Origin of the sequence: Arthrobacter globiformis (assembly GCF_030815865.1) — a bacterium.
Taxonomy (GTDB): domain Bacteria; phylum Actinomycetota; class Actinomycetes; order Actinomycetales; family Micrococcaceae; genus Arthrobacter; species Arthrobacter globiformis_B.
This window is the reverse complement of record NZ_JAUSXI010000001.1, coordinates 4,954,088-4,968,897: the sequence shown is the minus strand read 5'-3', so window position 1 is coordinate 4,968,897 and position 14,810 is coordinate 4,954,088. Positions and strand designations below refer to the sequence as shown.

Sequence of the window (14,810 nt, the reverse complement as noted above, 5' to 3'; positions counted from 1 at the left end):
CTGGAGTGGGCGGCTAGAGAGCCGGAACGGAGGCGGGGACCCGGGCGCTGGCGGCGGCCAGGGCATCCAGGCGGTTGATGGCGAGTTCCGCGTAGAGCGCGGCACCGTCAGCCAGCACGCCGTCGTCGAACGTTGCGTACGGCGAGTGGTTGAACGGGGAAGTGGCGTGGTCCGCGTCCTGGGGGACGGCGCTCAGCCCGACAAACGTGCCGGGCACCTCGGCCAGGACCCGGGAGAAATCCTCGGAGCCGCTAAGCGGCGTGGCCCACCGCGAGAGCCTCGAGTCGCCGAACAGTTCGGTGATGACGTTTTCGGCGGTGTGCGTCTCGTCCTGGTCGGTGATGGTGAGGGGGTATTCCTGCTGGTAGTCCACGTTGACGTCGAGGCTGTGTGCCGCTGCGATGCCCTTGAGCAACCGCGGGACGGCATCCATCATCCGCTGCCGGTTCTCCTCGGAGAACGTCCGGATGGTGGCCTCGATGCGGGCCGTTTCCGGGATGACGTTGCGCTTGGTGCCCGCGTGGAGGACGCCGACGGAGAGGACCACGGGATCGAACATGTTGAACTGGCGTGTGACCATCACCTGCAGCGCCGTCACCATCTCGGCTGCGGCAGTCACCGGATCCTTGGCCGAATGCGGGGCGGAGCCGTGGCCGCCCGCGCCGAGCACGGTGACCACCAGGCCGTCCGAGGCGCTGAGCATCACGCCGGGCTTGGTGCAGAACGTTCCGTGCGGCTCGAGGGAGGAGAAAACGTGCATGCCGTAGGCCGCGTCCACCCGCCGGCCGGGCGCGTCCAGGACGCCTTCGCGGATCATGTAGCTCGCGCCGTCGAAGCCTTCCTCGCCCGGCTGGAACATCAGGACGACGTCGCCCGCCAGCCGGTGCCGCCGCTCGGCAAGGAGGGTGGCCGCGCCGGTGAGCATGGAGGTGTGGAGGTCATGGCCGCAGGCGTGCATGGCGCCGTCGACGGTGGAGGTGTATCCGACGCCGGTCTTCTCTTGCACGGGAAGACCGTCCATGTCCGCCCGGAGCAGCACGGCCGGCGCGGTGCCTGAAGATCCGTCGGAACGGATGGCCCCGCCGCGCAGAACTGCAGTGACCGACGTCGTCTCCTTGCCGAGGGTGATTTCGTACGGCAGGCCCTCCAGGGCCTTCAGTACCTTTTCCTGGGTCCGCGGCAGCTGCAGTCCGATTTCGGGTTCCCGGTGCAGGCTGTGGCGGAACCGGGCAAGGTCTTCCTGCATGTGGCGGGCGTCTGCGGCAATCGGCACGTGTTCTCCTCGTTGGTGGTCCGGTGCTGTGGGTCTATCCTGGAGTGGCCTGCTTCACATTCGGCTGAAGTGCTGGAAAGATGCAAAAGCCCCGGCAATATGCAGGATTCGTGCATGACCCTACTGAAGGGAAGAACGCTGGACGTCACGGAGGAGGACCTCGCGCTGATCAACGCCCTGCAGATCGCACCGCGGCTGAGCTGGGCCGAGGCCGCGGAGGTCCTGGGCGTGCACGCCACCACCCTGGCCGCGCGGTGGGAGCGCCTCACCGCCGCCGGTGCCGCCTGGGTCACGGCTCATCCGATGGGGGACCCGCAGAAGATGTGCCTCGCCTTCGTTGACGTCGAGTGCGAGCTCCACCGTCGGGCGGAGGTCACCCGGGCACTGGCGGCTGTGCCCGAGATCGTCACCGTGGAGGAGGCAGCGAGCAACCGGGACCTGATGCTGACGGTCATCACCGGCTCCCTGCAGCACTTCACCGCTGTGGCGTCGAAGCTGCACGGCATCGAGGGGCTGGTCAAATACAAGACCTCACTGGCCACCCGGCTGCATACCGGGGCCTACGCCTGGCGCATCAACGTCCTTAACCGCAGCCAGCTCCAGGCGCTCCGGGCACTAGCCGGTCCCGAAGCCGCAGCGTCGGCACCCTCGGCGGCGGTGGGGGAGCCGCTGCCCGCCAGCCACCTGGCGATCCTGCCGTTCCTGTCGACGGACGGCCGGGCGACGGCGGCGGAAATCGCCAGGGCGTTGGGCCGGCATCCGGCCACAGTGCAGCGCCAGCTGAACAGGGTGCTTGCCAGCGGCGTCCTCTCCTTCCGCTGCGAGATTGCGCAGAGGTATTCGGGCTTCCCGGTCACCTGCCACTGGTTCGCCAACGTCCCGCCCGGCCAGCATGAAGCGGCGGCCGAGGAGCTCCGCAGCTTCCGGAACGTGCGGCTGAGCGCCTCCACCACCGGGCGCACCAACTTCGTCATCATCATGTGGCTGCAGTCGCTCGCTGACGTCATGACCGCGGAGCTGGCACTTCAGCAGCGCATCCCGGGCATCGAGCTGGTGGAGAGCGTGGTCATGCTGAGGACGGTCAAGCGGGTGGGCTGGATGCTCAACCCCGATTCGACGGCCAGCGGTGACGTTGTCGCCGTGACCACCGGCGCCCCCGAGCTGGTGGGCTGACCATGCACGGATCTGCCGTTTCCGCCCCGGTCGGTGTGGGGATCCTGCAGCGGCCCTACGTGCTGGTGACGGTGGGGGCCTGCGCCCTGGTGTTCCTCGCCGCGTTCGAGTCCCTCGCCGTCACCACCATCATGCCCGTGGTGAGCCGGGAGCTGGGCGGGGCCGGCCTGTACGCGCTCGCCTTCGCGGGCCCGCTGGCCACCGGCGTGATCGGCATGGTGGGCGCCGGGAACTGGTCCGACAGGCGCGGGCCCGTCGGCCCGCTGCTCGCCTCCGTGGCGGTCTTCGCACTGGGCCTGCTCGTCGCGGGCACGGCCGGCACCATGTGGGCGGTGGTCGCAGGCCGGCTGGTGCAGGGGCTGGGCGGCGGCGCCATGACCGTGGCCCTGTACGTCGTGGTGGCCAGGGTCTATCCGGCCGTCCTGCACCCCAAGATCTTCGCCGCCTTCTCCGCCGCCTGGGTCATCCCGTCTCTCGTGGGGCCGTTCGCCGCCGGGCTTGTTGCCCAGCTGGCGAGCTGGCACTGGGTGTTCCTCGGAGTCGTCGTGCTGGTACTCCCTGCCTTGGCGATGCTCCTTCCCGCGCTGCGCGGCGTCCGCTCGGGCAACGCGAACGGGAATGGCAACGCGAACGGGAACGGTGCAGATGCGGCGGGCGGGCAGGTGCCCTGGGCGCTGGGGCGGCTGGCCTGGGCTGCCCTGGCAGCGCTTGCGGTGCTGGGCCTGAACCTATCCTCCCGGCTTCCGGTGGCCGGACCGCTCGTGGCGGGGGCCGCCGTCGTGATTGCATTGCTGGCCGTCAGGCCGCTGGTGCCGCGCGGAACCCTGACCGCCCGCCGGGGCCTGCCCAGTGTGATCCTGATCCGCGGACTGGTTGCGGCCGGATTCTTCGGTGCCGAGGTGTACCTGCCGTACCTGCTCGTGGAGCGCTACGCCTTCTCGCCAACGTTCGCCGGCCTTACCCTGACCGGCGGAGCCCTCGCCTGGGCCGCGGCGTCGGGCGTCCAGAGCCGTCTGGGCGGGCGGCTGGGCAGCCCGGCCGCCGTGCGGTTCGGTTCGGTGATGGTGCTGCTGGCGATTGCCCTGGCGCTGGTGACGACCGCGTTTGGCTGGCCGGCCGCCGTCGCGATTGCCGGCTGGGTCCTTGCCGGCGGCGGCATGGGACTCGCGTATCCAAGGCTGAGCGTGATGACACTGGCACTTTCCACGCCGGACACGGAAGGCTTCAACAGTTCCGCAATGTCTATTTCCGACTCCCTGGGCGGTGCCCTCGCGCTCGCCGCCACGGGAATTGTGTTCACGGCGTCTACGACGACGGCGGCCTCGTTCGCCGGCGTCTTCGTGCTGACCGCGGTGATCGCCGCCGTCGCGGTCGCCATAGCGCCCCGCGTGGCCCACTGAGGCGCAACGAGCCGGAGTCCTTGTACAGATATCGCGACTTAAACCGCCTCGAAGTCGCGATACGTATACAAAAACTCCAATGGAAGGGTCAGATGCGGGGGAGGACCTTGTAGTACAGGTGGGTCACGGCGTCGCCCTGGACCGCCGCGGTCTGCTCCAGCTTTACCGGGGCCGCCGCGAGGTCGTCGAAAAACCTGATGCCGCTGCCGAGGATCCACCGCGCCAGGTTCACCCGGATCTCCTCCACGAGCCCGGCGTCGATCGCCTGCCGGATGATGTCCGGCCCGGCCAGGGACACGTCCTTGTCCCCGGCCAGCGCGGTGGCGGTCCTGACTGCATCCGCAAACCCCGTGGTGACAAAGGTGTACGGGATGCCGTCGCGTGGCCAGCCGTCCGGGACCGAATGGCTGAGCACAACGATGGGGCAGTCGATGGGATGCCGGCCGCCCCAGCCGTCCGTCAGGTCGAAGATCCGGCGGCCCACCAGCATGGCGCCGGCTGTGGACATGGTGCGCCGCAGGTGCATGGCGCTGGCTTCAGTCACGTGCCAGGTCATGTCCGGCCTGGCCGTGGGAACTTCCACCGGGCCGTTGCCGTACCAGTCGAATAGGCCGTTGACGGAGTCGTCGGGGAGGGCGATAAAGCCGTCCAGGGACATTGTCATCTCGGCGACCAACTCGGCCATCCCTGCGCTCCTCTCGATGGGCGTCCGTCCTGGTCCCCGCGGCGAGTTTTTGTACAGATATCGAGGGTCAATGGGTGGTTAGAGGACGATAACTGTACAAAAACTCGGGACTAGGTGGGTGGCGGCTGCAGGCGGGTGGCGCGCAGAACGGCGTCGGCGAGGACGGCTGACTGGCCGTCCGGGCCCGTGGCCTCCCGCTCCCGGCTGGCCGCAACATCCAGTCGCCAGCCGGGCGGCGCGATGCCGAGCTCGGCCGCGGCCTGTTCCGCCGTGAAGAACATCTCCGAACCCCCGTGGCCGTCGCCCCCGTGCGAGTGGCTGTGCTCCTCAGCGTGGCTGCCCTGGTCTTGGCTGTCCCCATTCGAAGCACTCCGCCAGGGCGGCAGGCCGTCGGGATGGTGGCCGACGATCAGCAAAATTCCGCCCGGCCGCACCGCATCCGCAGCCACCTGGTGCGGCCGCTGCCATGGCGCCTCGGTGGAGTGCAGGAACTGCGCGGACACAAGATCGAACTGCTCCTCGGGCGCCCACGCCCCAAGGTCGCGCTGCAGCCACGTGATGCGTTGTCCGGCGGCGGAGGCCGCCGCATGCTGGGAGGCGCGTTCCAGTGCGACGGCGGAGACGTCCACCGCGGTCACCGTCCAGCCCTGCTCCGCGAGCCAGAGGGCATCGGCACCCTCACCGCAGCCAAGGTCCAGGGCAGTGCCGGGCTCCAGCCCGGCCGCTTCGGCCACCAGTTGCGGGTTGGGCCGGCCGCTCCACACTCGTGGCCGGCTCCGGTACATTTCGTCCCAATGGTGCGCTGCGGCATCGGGGTCTTCAGGGCCGACGTGCCCTTCGGGGGCAGGGTGACGGGCGGTCATGGTTTCTGTCCGTTCTTAATTCGGCGCCATCCGCCAGCCCGGTTGTTGGCGATGATGGACCTGAACATCTCCGTCAGGGCCGGGCCGTTGATGGCCTCGCCTTCGTAGAAGGCCACGGTGCGGCCGGTCTTGTTTTCATGCCCGCCCGTGATGAGGTGCTCCGGATCCGGCGTAAGCCCGCCGTCGTAGAGGAAAACGTTGACGTGGTCCTTGGCGGCCAGGAGGGCACAGACGTTGCCCTGGAGTTCAAAGTAGGGCTGGCGGGTGCGTTTGATGGTTTCCGCCACCTCCGGATCGGCGGCGTGGACTAGCTCGCGGACCTCCCGGCACACGGCCTGCTGCCATTCGGGGAGTGCCGAGATATAGGCGTCAACGCGCGGTTCGGCAGCGTATTCCATGGGGGCTACCCTGCCACAGAACGCGCCACGCAACTAGGGCGCGGCTCCCATTGCCCGTCAAAGGAGTTGGAGGACGATGTTCTGCTCGCCGTCCGCGAACACGTGATAGCTGCGCAGCGAGCCGGCCCCGGAGGTGGAGCAGCCTGTCTCCAGCTCAAACGCGTGCTGGTGCAGCGGGCACATCACCACGGCCCGGTCGATGGTGCCGTCGGCGATGGGGCCGCCCTGGTGCGGGCAGACGGCGGACACCGCGCGGAGGGAACCGTCCCGGAGGCGGAACACCGCGATCTGTTCGCCGGCCACGCCGTACGCGCGCCCCTCACCCACCGGGATCTGGTCCACGGGGCCGAGGACGTGCAGCCCGTCGCCGGTTAGTCCGGCGCTCATCGGACCGGCACCTTGGGGAGGACCTCGAGCGGGAGTGAGGTACGGAACTGGCCGTGGGTGAGGGGATCGTTGCGCTCGGCCCAGGGGTCGGCGTAGCTGTCGACGGACCGCTGCATTGCCTCGTCGAGCCGGGCGGCTATCCCTTCGGCGTCGTCCACGATGACCGCACGGAGGTGCTCGATCCCTACCCGCGGCACGAAGGAATACGTGCGTTCGAGCCAGTTGGCGCGTTCCCGGTAGTACTGCATGAACCGTCCGGCCAGCAGCTTCACGGTCTCGGGATCGTCCACGGTTGCCAGCAGGTCCCCCTGCCGGATGTGGGCACCCGCGGCGCCGCCGACGTAGATTTCCCAGCGCCCGCCGTCGACCGCCACCACCCCCACATCCTTGACCAGCGATTCGGCGCAGTTCCGCGGGCAGCCGGACACAGCAAGCTTAAGTTTCGCCGGTGACTCGATGCCCTGGAACCGCGACTCGATCTCGATGCCCAGCTTCGTTGAATCACCCGTGCCGAAGCGGCAGAAATCCTGCCCCACGCAGGTCTTGACGGTCCGGAAGCTCTTGCCGTACGCGTAGCCGGACGGCATGTCCAGGTCTGCCCAGACTTTCGGCAGGTCCTCCTTGGGAACACCAAGCAGGTCGATCCGCTGGCCGCCCGTCAGTTTCACCATGGGGATGTTGTATTTATCGGCGACGTCGGCGATACGGCGGAGCTGCTCCGGGGAGGTCACCCCGCCCTTCATCTGCGGCACCACCGAGAAGGTGCCGTCGCGCTGGATGTTGGCGTGGACACGGTCGTTGACGAACCGCGCATCGCGCTCGTCGATGTATTCACCGGCCCACATCATCTTCAGCAGTGATGCCAGCCCCATCTTCGATTTGGCGTCCTCGGCACCGTCCGGAGCCAGCGCCGCGAACACGGCAGACACGGACCGCAGGCCCTGCTCCCGGATCGCCGTCATCAGCGCAACCTTCTCCAGCGGCACGCCGGGAACGTAGTAGGCCGCTGCCGGATCCTCCTCCACGGCGCCGTCGGCGGCCCATTCCACCACCTGCCGGACCAGCAGCTTGCAGGAGCCGCATCCCTTGCCGGCCCGAGTGGCGTCCATGACGCCGGACAGCGTGGTGCAGCCGCCCTTAACGGTGTCCGCGATCGCCTGCTTGCTGACGCCGTTGCAGTTGCAGACCTGGGCATCGCCGTCGAGCTCGGCCACGCCGGCTTCCTCGCCCGGTCCGCCGAGATCGAACAGCAGCGAGACCCGCTCCTCCGGTAGCGGCAGCCCGCGATCGAACGCCTGCGTCAGGTAGGCCACTTTACGGCTGTCCCCGAGCAGCGTTGCGCCCACGATCTTGCTGTCGCGGATCACGATGGACTTGAATACGCCCCTGCTCGGCTCGGAAAACACCACGTGCTCGTCGGTGTCCCGTTCCGGGGCCTGCAGCCCCATGGATGCGACGTCGACGCCGGCCACCTTGAGTTTCGTGGCGGTGCGGGATCCCAGGTAGACGGAGGAAGGATCTGCTCCGGTGACGTGGTCGGCCAGCACAGCGGCTTGCTCCCACAGCGGCGCCACCAGACCGTACACTTCGCCGCGGTGCTGGACGCACTCACCGACGGCGTAGATCTCGTCCTCGTCCGGGACACGCATATGGTCGTCCACCACGATGGCCCGCTCCACCGGCAGGCCGCTGGTCACGGCCACCTCCACATTGGGGCGGATTCCGGCCGCCACTACCACCATGTCGCATTCGATGTCCGGCTCGTTCCGCAATTGGACACCGCGCACCTTGCCGCCGCCAAGGATGGCGGTGGTCCGGCTGCCCGTGCGGACCCTTATGCCGAGCGCCTCCACACTGCGGCGCAGGACCGCACCGCCGTCGGGGCCCATCTGTGCGTTCATCAGATGCCCGCCGGAGTGGACCACCTCGACGTCGATGCCGTGGCTTTGGAGGCCGCGCGCGGCCTCCAGCCCCAGCAGTCCGCCACCGATCACCACGGCGCGGTGGTGGTGGTCCTGTTGGGCGTATGACACCATGCCCGTGGTGTCATCGATGGTGCGGAAGGCGAAGATCCCGGGCAGCAGCCGCCCGCCCGGCGTGTACATGCCGTCCATCGGCGGCAGGTGCGAGCGGCTGCCGGTGGCGATGATCAGCACATCGTACGGAGTGGCCCGGCCGTCGTCGGAGAACACCAGCTTGGCGAAACGGTCGATCCTCTCCACCCGGACGCCGCTGTGCAGCGTGATGTCGTTTTCCCGATACCAGGCCAGTGAATTGAGGAAGATGTTTCCGGTGTCCTCCTCGCCGGAGAGGACATGGCTGAGCATGATCCGGTTGTAATTGCCATAGGGCTCGTCGCCGAACATGGTGATTCTGTGCTGGACGGCGCCGCCGCGGGCCAGGATTTCCTCGACGGCCCGGGCGCCGGCCATCCCGTTGCCGATCACCACAAGCCGGCGGCGGGTATCACCCGGCGTGCTCCGCGCGGAGCGGCTGGCGAGGGCGGTCATCAGTGCTCCACCATGCCCATGTCGATGACGACGGAGCCGCTGACCCCCGTGTCCGCCAGCAATCTCAGCTCGATCAGCGAGCCGCCGTCGATGTCCTCCACGACGCGCAGCGGGACGTGGACGTCCCCTTTGGCAGCAATCGGGAAGTACCGCATGGGCACGCCGTCCCGCATCAGAACCACCGTGATCAGTTCGGGGGAGGAGTTGCCGCCACGGAAATACAGCGTCTGGTTGATCACGCCGTCCGGGACGAAATGGGAGAGCTGGCTGTGGATGGGCACGGCTTTTTCGAGCCCTGCACCGTCGAACGGGAAGATGCCCTGAAGGAAGATGTTCTTCAAGATCACGGTCGGATCCTTTCGGCGGAGGGACGCTGCGGCCGCTGCCATCAGCCCGGCATGGGTCCATCCTTCGCCGCACGTGTTACAGCGCCCGGCGCCCTGTGTAATTTCCGCTTAACACCTTCCTCACCGCTTACCGGAGCTGGACCTGGCCAAAGAAGAACAGGGCAAAGAAAAGAAAAACCGCGCCGCGGACCACCGGGGTGGCCGCGGCGCGGTTTTTCGGGATGCGGGCTCAGCCCGCGGGGTCAAGCCGCATGAAGGATCTAGGCCGTGCCGGAGCCGGCCGCAGGGGCGGGAACGCTGGCACCCTCGGCCTTCCACTCCGCGATCCGGGCCTGCTGCAGGGGCGTCTGGCGGTTGAAGTGCCAGGCAGCGCCCAGCAGCAGGAACCACACCGGGGCAACCACCAGCGCCAGGCGGGTGTCCTCGGCCTGGGCCAGGGCCACGAGCATGAACGCGAAGAAGGCCAGGACCACGTAGGGCATGAAGGCCGAACCCGGCATCTTGAAGGCGGACGCCTCGTGGAGTTCCGGCCGGCGGCGGCGGAACACGATGTAGCTGATGAGGATCATCGACCAGACGAACATGGTCAGCACCGAAGCCACGGAGGTGACGATGGTGAAGGCGCCGATCACGGAGTCGCCCGCGTACAGCAGGACCAGGCCGGCCAGCAGGAAGATGCACGAGAACAGGAGTGCATTCTGCGGAACCTTGCGGACGCTGAGCTTGCCGAAGGCCTTCGGGGCGTTGCCGTCCTGCGCGAGGCCGTAGACCATGCGCGAGGTGGAGTAAATGCCGGAGTTGGCACTGGAGGCGGCCGAGGTGAGGACCACCAGGTTGATCACGACGGCGGCGATGCCCAGGCCGGCGAGGGTGAACATGCCGATGAACGGGCTGCTGGCGGCGTCGATGCTCCGCCACGGGTTGACGGCCATGATGACCACAAGGGCGCCCACGTAGAAGAGCAGGACACGGATCGGGATCGAGTTGATGGCCCGGGGGAGGTTCTTTTCCGGGTTCTTGGTTTCGGCGGCTGCGGTGCCCACTAGTTCGATGCCGGCGAAAGCGAAGATGGCGATCTGGAAGCCGAGGATGAAGCCGAACAGGCCGTGCGGGAACATGCCGCCGTCGTTCCACATGTTCGCCAGGTTAGCCACCGCGCCGCTCGGCGAGGTGAAGTTGGTGGCGATCATGACCACACCTGTGGCGATCAGGGCGAGGATTGCCACCACCTTGATGATGGCGAACCAGAACTCCGCCTCGCCGAAGGCCTTGACGGTGGGAAGGTTCAGCAGGATGAGGACCACGGGAGTGATCAGTGCCGGGATCCAGAGGGGAGTGCCCGGGGCCAGCTTGTCCACGTAACCGGCGATGGCTACGATATCGGCCACGCCCGTCACTACCCAGAAGAACCAGTAGGACCACCCGGTGAAGAAGCCTGCCCAGGGGCCAAGGATGTCGCCGGCGAAGTCGCTGAAGGACTTGTAGTTCAGGTTGGAGAGCAGGATCTCGCCCATGGCCCGCATGACGAAGAACAGCATGAAGCCGATGATCATGTACACGAAGATGACGGACGGGCCGGCGAGGGAGATGGTCTTGCCGGAGCCCATGAACAGGCCGGTGCCGATGGCGCCGCCGATGGCCAGGAGCTGGATGTGGCGGTTGCCAAGTCCGCGGGCCAGGTGCGGTTCCCTGCTTTGGCCGGATTCAGCACCCTCTGTGGACGGTTGAACGGAAATGCTGGTGGTGCGTTCAGACATCAAGTCTTCTTCCTTGTCACAGGTGCCGGCACGAACAGGAAGTTGCCGTGCCGGCCGCGTCGGTCCGCCGCAGATGTGACGGAACTAACAGTTGGGATGGTGTTAAGACTATGAGCGGCGGAACGCGGCAAAGCGTGCGCCCGCCGCCCGCGCCGCCCGGCGGCGGACGGGCGCGACGTCCGCGCGCCGGGCGGAGCGGCCCGCCGGAAAAGCGCATTCCCGCAGTCCAGCCGGTAATCAGCCCGGCCGGCAGGAAATTCGCACTGAGTGCGAAACGCCGCAATAGTCTTCGACATATGTCCAGCATGCCAGTCCCAAATGTCGTCCATTGTTGTCAGTGAGCTGCGTCACGCATCACTGGGCGGTGCCGCGAGGGGACAAATGCACGGCCAGCGCTACCGGTCGAGGCCGCAAAAGGAGCCGGCAAGGGGGCGGAAGCGGGCCGGAACGGGTCCGGACGGCGCGGATGGTAGACTGGTGGGACTTGATGTGCAGTGATGCCCGCTTCTGGTGGGCTTTTTTCATGTGAGAGGCACATCCTGCGTCGATGAACGCTAATGGTCCCGGCGGCCGCTGTCTGAAACTGGCAGCAGCCCGGTTGACCACCTGACTTTTCTTCGGCGACCCCCTGCGCCAACCGGCGTCGGGGGCCGATATCCGCTGGATACCGCCTGAAAGACCCTGATAAACGCATATGACTACTTTTGCTGCCCTCGGCACGCCCAAGGCACTCTCCGAAACCCTGACTGCCCAGGGCATCGAATCCCCCTTCCCCATCCAGGTCAAGACCCTGCCGGATACCCTGGCCGGCCGCGACGTCCTGGGCCGAGGCCGCACAGGCTCCGGTAAGACCATCGCGTTTGCCATCCCGCTTGTAGCACGACTCGCTGAGCGGGAAGCCAAGCACTTCCGCAAGCCCGGGCGCCCCATGGGCCTGGTCCTCGCGCCGACCCGTGAGCTCGCCACTCAGATCAACGCCACCATCGAGCCGCTGGCCAAGGCCATGGGCCTGAACACCACCGTGATCTACGGCGGTATCTCCCAGGCACGCCAGGAAAAGGCCCTGCGCGCCGGCGTCGACATCGTCATCGCCTGCCCGGGCCGGCTGGAGGACCTCATCCGCCAGCGCATCCTGACCCTCGAGGCAGTGGAAATCACCGTTCTGGACGAGGCCGACCACATGGCTGACCTCGGCTTCCTGCCCGTGGTGAAGAAGCTGATGGACATGACCCCCAGCCAGGGCCAGCGCCTGCTGTTCTCCGCCACCCTGGACAACGGCGTGGACAAGATCGTCCAGCGCTACCTGTCCAACCCGCTGACCCACTCCGTGGACGACCCCCAGGCCGCAGTGACCACGATGGAGCACCACGTGCTGGTGGTCAACGACCAGACGGTCAAGAAGCAGCTGATCGTCGAGCTCGCCTCCGGCGCCGGCCGCCGCGTGCTCTTCATGCGGACCAAGCACCACGCCCGTAAGCTGGCCAAGACCCTGACCGACGCCGGGATTCCCGCCGTCGACCTGCACGGCAACCTGTCGCAGAACGCCCGCGACCGCAACCTTGCCGAGTTCTCCTCCGGTGACGTCCGCGTCCTGGTGGCCACCGACGTCGCCGCCCGCGGCGTCCACGTGGACGACGTCGAACTGGTTATCCACGTTGACCCGCCCACGGAGCACAAGGCCTACCTGCACCGCTCCGGCCGTACGGCACGCGCCGGTTCCGACGGCACCGTGGTCACGTTGACCCTCCCGGAGCAGCAGTCTGACGTCAAGAAGCTGATGAAGGCTGCCGGCGTTGAGGTCAACTTCGAGCGCGTCAGTGCCAACTCCCCGCTGGTTGCAGAACTGGTGGGCGAAATGGCTGACAAGATCGATCCGCGCACCCGCGCCGCGCTGCTGGCCGCCAAAGCCAACCAGGGCGGCGGCACCTCCACCGGCGCCAACGCGGAGCGGAAGCGCGCACGCCGCCAGGCATCACCCACGGCCGGCGGCCGGGGCGGTCGCGGCGGCCGCGGGCGGGTTTCCGCTGAGGCCCCGCGCACGGACCTCCCCCGCGCCGAACGCCGCGCCGCTGCCTACGAGGGCCGCGCCGCTGCCCGCGACGCTGCAGACCGCGTAGTCGAGCAGAACGAGGACCGCGCCACTGCGGCGGCTGCAGCCCGCCGCAACGCACGTGGCCGTGGCACGGTGTCCACGCACCGCAACGACGTTCCTGCGGCTGGTGGCCGTTCATCGGCTGGCCGCGGTTCGGACGGACGTTCCGAATCCCGGTTCACCCGCAGCGATGCCCCCCGCGGCGGCACCGGCCGCCCGGCCACCGGCGGCCAGCGGAGCGGACGTCCCGCTACCGGCCAGCGGGCAGCGGCTGGCAGCAAGGCCGGCGGCAACGGTCCGGTTTGGTCCTCAACCACTGGCGGCACCTCGGGCGGCTCGTACTCGGGCGGTTCCTCTTCGGGCGGCAGCGGCCGCTCCGGTGACGGACGTCCGGCCCGGAAGGCCCCGCGCCGCGCGTCGGCCCCTGCGTCGAACGAGCGCCGCGGCCGCTAGGTACTAAGCGCCGTGAAGGCTAGCCGGTGGTTGAGCTTTTCGAAACCCGGGTTTCGACAAGCTCAACCACCGGCTTTTTTGTTACCCCGGATTCACCAGCCGCGGGCGCGCCACTCCTGAAGGTGCGGCCGCTCGGCGCCGAGCGTCGTGGGCTTGCCGTGGCCCGGGTGCACCACGGTGTCGTCCGGATAGACGCCGAAGATCCGCTCGGTGACGTCCGTGAGCAGCTGGTTGAACCGCTCGGGGTCCTTCTGGGTGTTGCCCACGCCGCCGGGGAACAGGGAGTCACCGGAGAAGATGTGCGCCGGTCCCTCCGGATCCTGGTAAACCAGCGCCACGGAGCCGGGGGTGTGGCCGCGCAGGTGGACGGCCGTGACGTCGAACCCGTCGAAGTTCCCGACGTCGCCGTGGTCCAGCAGCACGTCCACCTTCACAGGAAGTTCCGGGGCGTCGTCGGTGCCGGCAGCGGTCTTGGCTCCGGTGGCCTCGACGAGGGCCGGCAGTGCGCGCACGTGGTCCCAGTGCTGGTGCGTGGTGGCGATGAGCGCCAGCCTGGGCTCGCCTGAGGTGTCCGCCGTGGCATCCGCCAGCAGGCCCTGGATGGCCGGCAGGTCGTCAGCGGCGTCAATCAGCAGCTGCGCTCCGGACTCCTTTGCCGTCAGCAGATACACGTTGTTGTCCATCTCGCTGACCGAGATCCGGCGGATGGTGATGTCCCGAAGTGAGTGCATGAGCGTGTCCATGGGCCCAGTCTAAAGAGGAGACCCAGTCTAGGGAGCCGAATCAGCCCCGCGCGGACGGGCCCGCCCCGCCGGCAGCATCTTGAGCCCGGCCGCGCATCCCACAATGCCTGCGATGAACAGCACCTTGAGCAGGCTGAAGGGTTCGACGCCGGTGGCCATGGCCCAGCCGACCGTCAGCGCCGCTCCGATCCCCACCCAGACGGCGTAGGCAGTGCCGAGCGGGATGTGCTTCACCGCCATACCCAGGCCCTGCATGCTGAGCGCGGCGGCCACTACGAATATGACGGTAGGCAGTGGCCGGGTCAGGCCGTCAGACAGGCCCAGTGCCGTAGCCCAGACAGCTTCCAGGACGGCCGAGGCGAGCAGGATGATCCACGCTGTGGAAGGCTTCGCGGGCATCATGCCACCGCCTTCAGGCCGACCACGCACGCTGCGATTCCGGCGAGCAGCAGGAGCCGCGCCGCCGTCGGCCGTTCAACTTTGGCGACGATCGCATAAGCCGACGTCAGCACCACACCCACGCCGACCCATACCGCGTAGGCGGTGCCGGTGGGAATGGACCGCATGGCGATGCCGAGGCCTGCGGTGCTGGCGACGACCGCGACGAGGAAAAGGGCTCCGGCCGCGAGCCGGCGCCGGCCGGAGGACTGGGACGCCCGGTGCAGCGCTGCCGCCCACACCGCCTCAAGGGCGCCGGAAAAAATGAGGATGAACCACGACATGACAGAT

The 14,810-nt window shown here is 68.0% G+C and carries 14 protein-coding genes; 3 read left to right on the top strand and 11 right to left on the bottom strand.

Translation table 11 applies throughout. The features are described from left to right. Positions 1 to 13 precede the first annotated feature (13 nt). Positions 14 to 1,273 (bottom strand): M20 metallopeptidase family protein, encoded by a 1,260-nt coding sequence (locus QFZ33_RS23225; RefSeq protein WP_307031398.1) that lies wholly within the window; start codon positions 1,271 to 1,273, stop codon positions 14 to 16. A 114-nt stretch (positions 1,274 to 1,387) separates the two neighbouring features. Between QFZ33_RS23225 and QFZ33_RS23220 the strand changes: the two genes are divergently transcribed. Next, positions 1,388 to 2,446: an Lrp/AsnC family transcriptional regulator gene (locus QFZ33_RS23220; protein WP_307031396.1), complete on the top strand. Its 1,059-nt coding sequence runs from the start codon at positions 1,388 to 1,390 to the stop codon at positions 2,444 to 2,446. A gap of 2 nt (positions 2,447 to 2,448) precedes the next feature. Further along, entirely contained in the window at positions 2,449 to 3,846 is a 1,398-nt protein-coding gene (locus QFZ33_RS23215; protein WP_307031394.1) for an MFS transporter, read from the top strand. Between the two features lie 88 nt (positions 3,847 to 3,934). Here the strand turns inward: QFZ33_RS23215 and QFZ33_RS23210 are convergent, their stop codons facing one another. The 7 genes from QFZ33_RS23210 to cycA all read right to left on the bottom strand — a co-directional run bounded on the left by QFZ33_RS23210 (position 3,935) and on the right by cycA (position 10,793). Continuing rightward, on the bottom strand, positions 3,935 to 4,531 hold the full coding sequence (locus QFZ33_RS23210) for a dihydrofolate reductase family protein (protein ID WP_307031392.1): 597 nt from the start codon (positions 4,529 to 4,531) through the stop codon (positions 3,935 to 3,937). 110 nt (positions 4,532 to 4,641) lie between these two features. Further along, positions 4,642 to 5,394, bottom strand: a complete 753-nt coding sequence (locus tag QFZ33_RS23205) for an SAM-dependent methyltransferase (RefSeq protein WP_307031390.1) — start codon at positions 5,392 to 5,394, stop codon at positions 4,642 to 4,644. After that, on the bottom strand, positions 5,391 to 5,792 hold the full coding sequence (locus QFZ33_RS23200) for a DUF1801 domain-containing protein (protein WP_307031388.1): 402 nt from the start codon (positions 5,790 to 5,792) through the stop codon (positions 5,391 to 5,393). Before QFZ33_RS23200 ends, QFZ33_RS23205 begins: the two co-directional genes overlap by 4 nt. 57 nt (positions 5,793 to 5,849) lie before the next feature. Next, positions 5,850 to 6,179 (bottom strand): Rieske (2Fe-2S) protein, encoded by a 330-nt coding sequence (locus QFZ33_RS23195; RefSeq protein ID WP_307031386.1) that lies wholly within the window; start codon positions 6,177 to 6,179, stop codon positions 5,850 to 5,852. Continuing rightward, positions 6,176 to 8,689 (bottom strand): nitrite reductase large subunit NirB, encoded by a 2,514-nt coding sequence (gene nirB / locus QFZ33_RS23190; RefSeq protein WP_307031384.1) that lies wholly within the window; start codon positions 8,687 to 8,689, stop codon positions 6,176 to 6,178. Before nirB ends, QFZ33_RS23195 begins: the two co-directional genes overlap by 4 nt. After that, positions 8,689 to 9,036 (bottom strand): molybdopterin oxidoreductase, encoded by a 348-nt coding sequence (locus tag QFZ33_RS23185; RefSeq protein ID WP_307031381.1) that lies wholly within the window; start codon positions 9,034 to 9,036, stop codon positions 8,689 to 8,691. The genes nirB and QFZ33_RS23185 overlap by 1 nt, the downstream gene beginning before the upstream one ends. A 260-nt stretch (positions 9,037 to 9,296) precedes the next feature. Continuing rightward, positions 9,297 to 10,793, bottom strand: coding sequence for a D-serine/D-alanine/glycine transporter (gene cycA / locus QFZ33_RS23180; protein WP_307031379.1), 1,497 nt, complete (start codon positions 10,791 to 10,793; stop codon positions 9,297 to 9,299). Positions 10,794 to 11,487: 694 nt separating this feature from the next. Between cycA and QFZ33_RS23175 the strand changes: the two genes are divergently transcribed. Then, entirely contained in the window at positions 11,488 to 13,338 is a 1,851-nt protein-coding gene (locus QFZ33_RS23175) for a DEAD/DEAH box helicase (protein WP_307031377.1), read from the top strand. Positions 13,339 to 13,430: 92 nt separating this feature from the next. Here QFZ33_RS23175 and QFZ33_RS23170 read toward each other — a convergent pair whose 3' ends face one another. From QFZ33_RS23170 to QFZ33_RS23160, 3 genes are read right to left on the bottom strand one after another with little or no spacing between them, the layout of a single operon-like run. Continuing rightward, positions 13,431 to 14,081 carry an MBL fold metallo-hydrolase gene (locus QFZ33_RS23170; RefSeq protein ID WP_307031375.1) on the bottom strand — a complete coding sequence of 217 codons (651 nt, stop codon included), beginning with the start codon at positions 14,079 to 14,081 and terminating at the stop codon, positions 13,431 to 13,433. Between the two features lie 27 nt (positions 14,082 to 14,108). Next, positions 14,109 to 14,480, bottom strand: coding sequence for a DMT family transporter (locus tag QFZ33_RS23165; protein WP_307031972.1), 372 nt, complete (start codon positions 14,478 to 14,480; stop codon positions 14,109 to 14,111). Beyond that, on the bottom strand, positions 14,480 to 14,803 hold the full coding sequence (locus QFZ33_RS23160) for a DMT family transporter (RefSeq protein WP_307031373.1): 324 nt from the start codon (positions 14,801 to 14,803) through the stop codon (positions 14,480 to 14,482). The genes QFZ33_RS23165 and QFZ33_RS23160 overlap by 1 nt, the downstream gene beginning before the upstream one ends. Between the last annotated feature and the right edge of the window lie 7 nt (positions 14,804 to 14,810).

Excerpts from the sequence above, each read along its gene's own strand:
- QFZ33_RS23220 (WP_307031396.1), top strand. The coding sequence starts at position 1,388 with ATGACCCTACTGAAGGGAAGAACGCTGGACGTCACGGAGGAGGACCTC.
- QFZ33_RS23215 (WP_307031394.1), top strand. The coding sequence starts at position 2,449 with ATGCACGGATCTGCCGTTTCCGCCCCGGTCGGTGTGGGGATCCTGCAG.
- QFZ33_RS23210 (WP_307031392.1), bottom strand. The coding sequence starts at position 4,531 with ATGGCCGAGTTGGTCGCCGAGATGACAATGTCCCTGGACGGCTTTATC.
- QFZ33_RS23205 (WP_307031390.1), bottom strand. The coding sequence starts at position 5,394 with ATGACCGCCCGTCACCCTGCCCCCGAAGGGCACGTCGGCCCTGAAGAC.
- QFZ33_RS23200 (WP_307031388.1), bottom strand. The coding sequence starts at position 5,792 with ATGGAATACGCTGCCGAACCGCGCGTTGACGCCTATATCTCGGCACTC.
- QFZ33_RS23195 (WP_307031386.1), bottom strand. The coding sequence starts at position 6,179 with ATGAGCGCCGGACTAACCGGCGACGGGCTGCACGTCCTCGGCCCCGTG.
- nirB (WP_307031384.1), bottom strand. The coding sequence starts at position 8,689 with ATGACCGCCCTCGCCAGCCGCTCCGCGCGGAGCACGCCGGGTGATACC.
- cycA (WP_307031379.1), bottom strand. The coding sequence starts at position 10,793 with ATGTCTGAACGCACCACCAGCATTTCCGTTCAACCGTCCACAGAGGGT.
- QFZ33_RS23175 (WP_307031377.1), top strand. The coding sequence starts at position 11,488 with ATGACTACTTTTGCTGCCCTCGGCACGCCCAAGGCACTCTCCGAAACC.
- QFZ33_RS23170 (WP_307031375.1), bottom strand. The coding sequence starts at position 14,081 with ATGGACACGCTCATGCACTCACTTCGGGACATCACCATCCGCCGGATC.
- QFZ33_RS23165 (WP_307031972.1), bottom strand. The coding sequence starts at position 14,480 with ATGCCCGCGAAGCCTTCCACAGCGTGGATCATCCTGCTCGCCTCGGCC.
- QFZ33_RS23160 (WP_307031373.1), bottom strand. The coding sequence starts at position 14,803 with ATGTCGTGGTTCATCCTCATTTTTTCCGGCGCCCTTGAGGCGGTGTGG.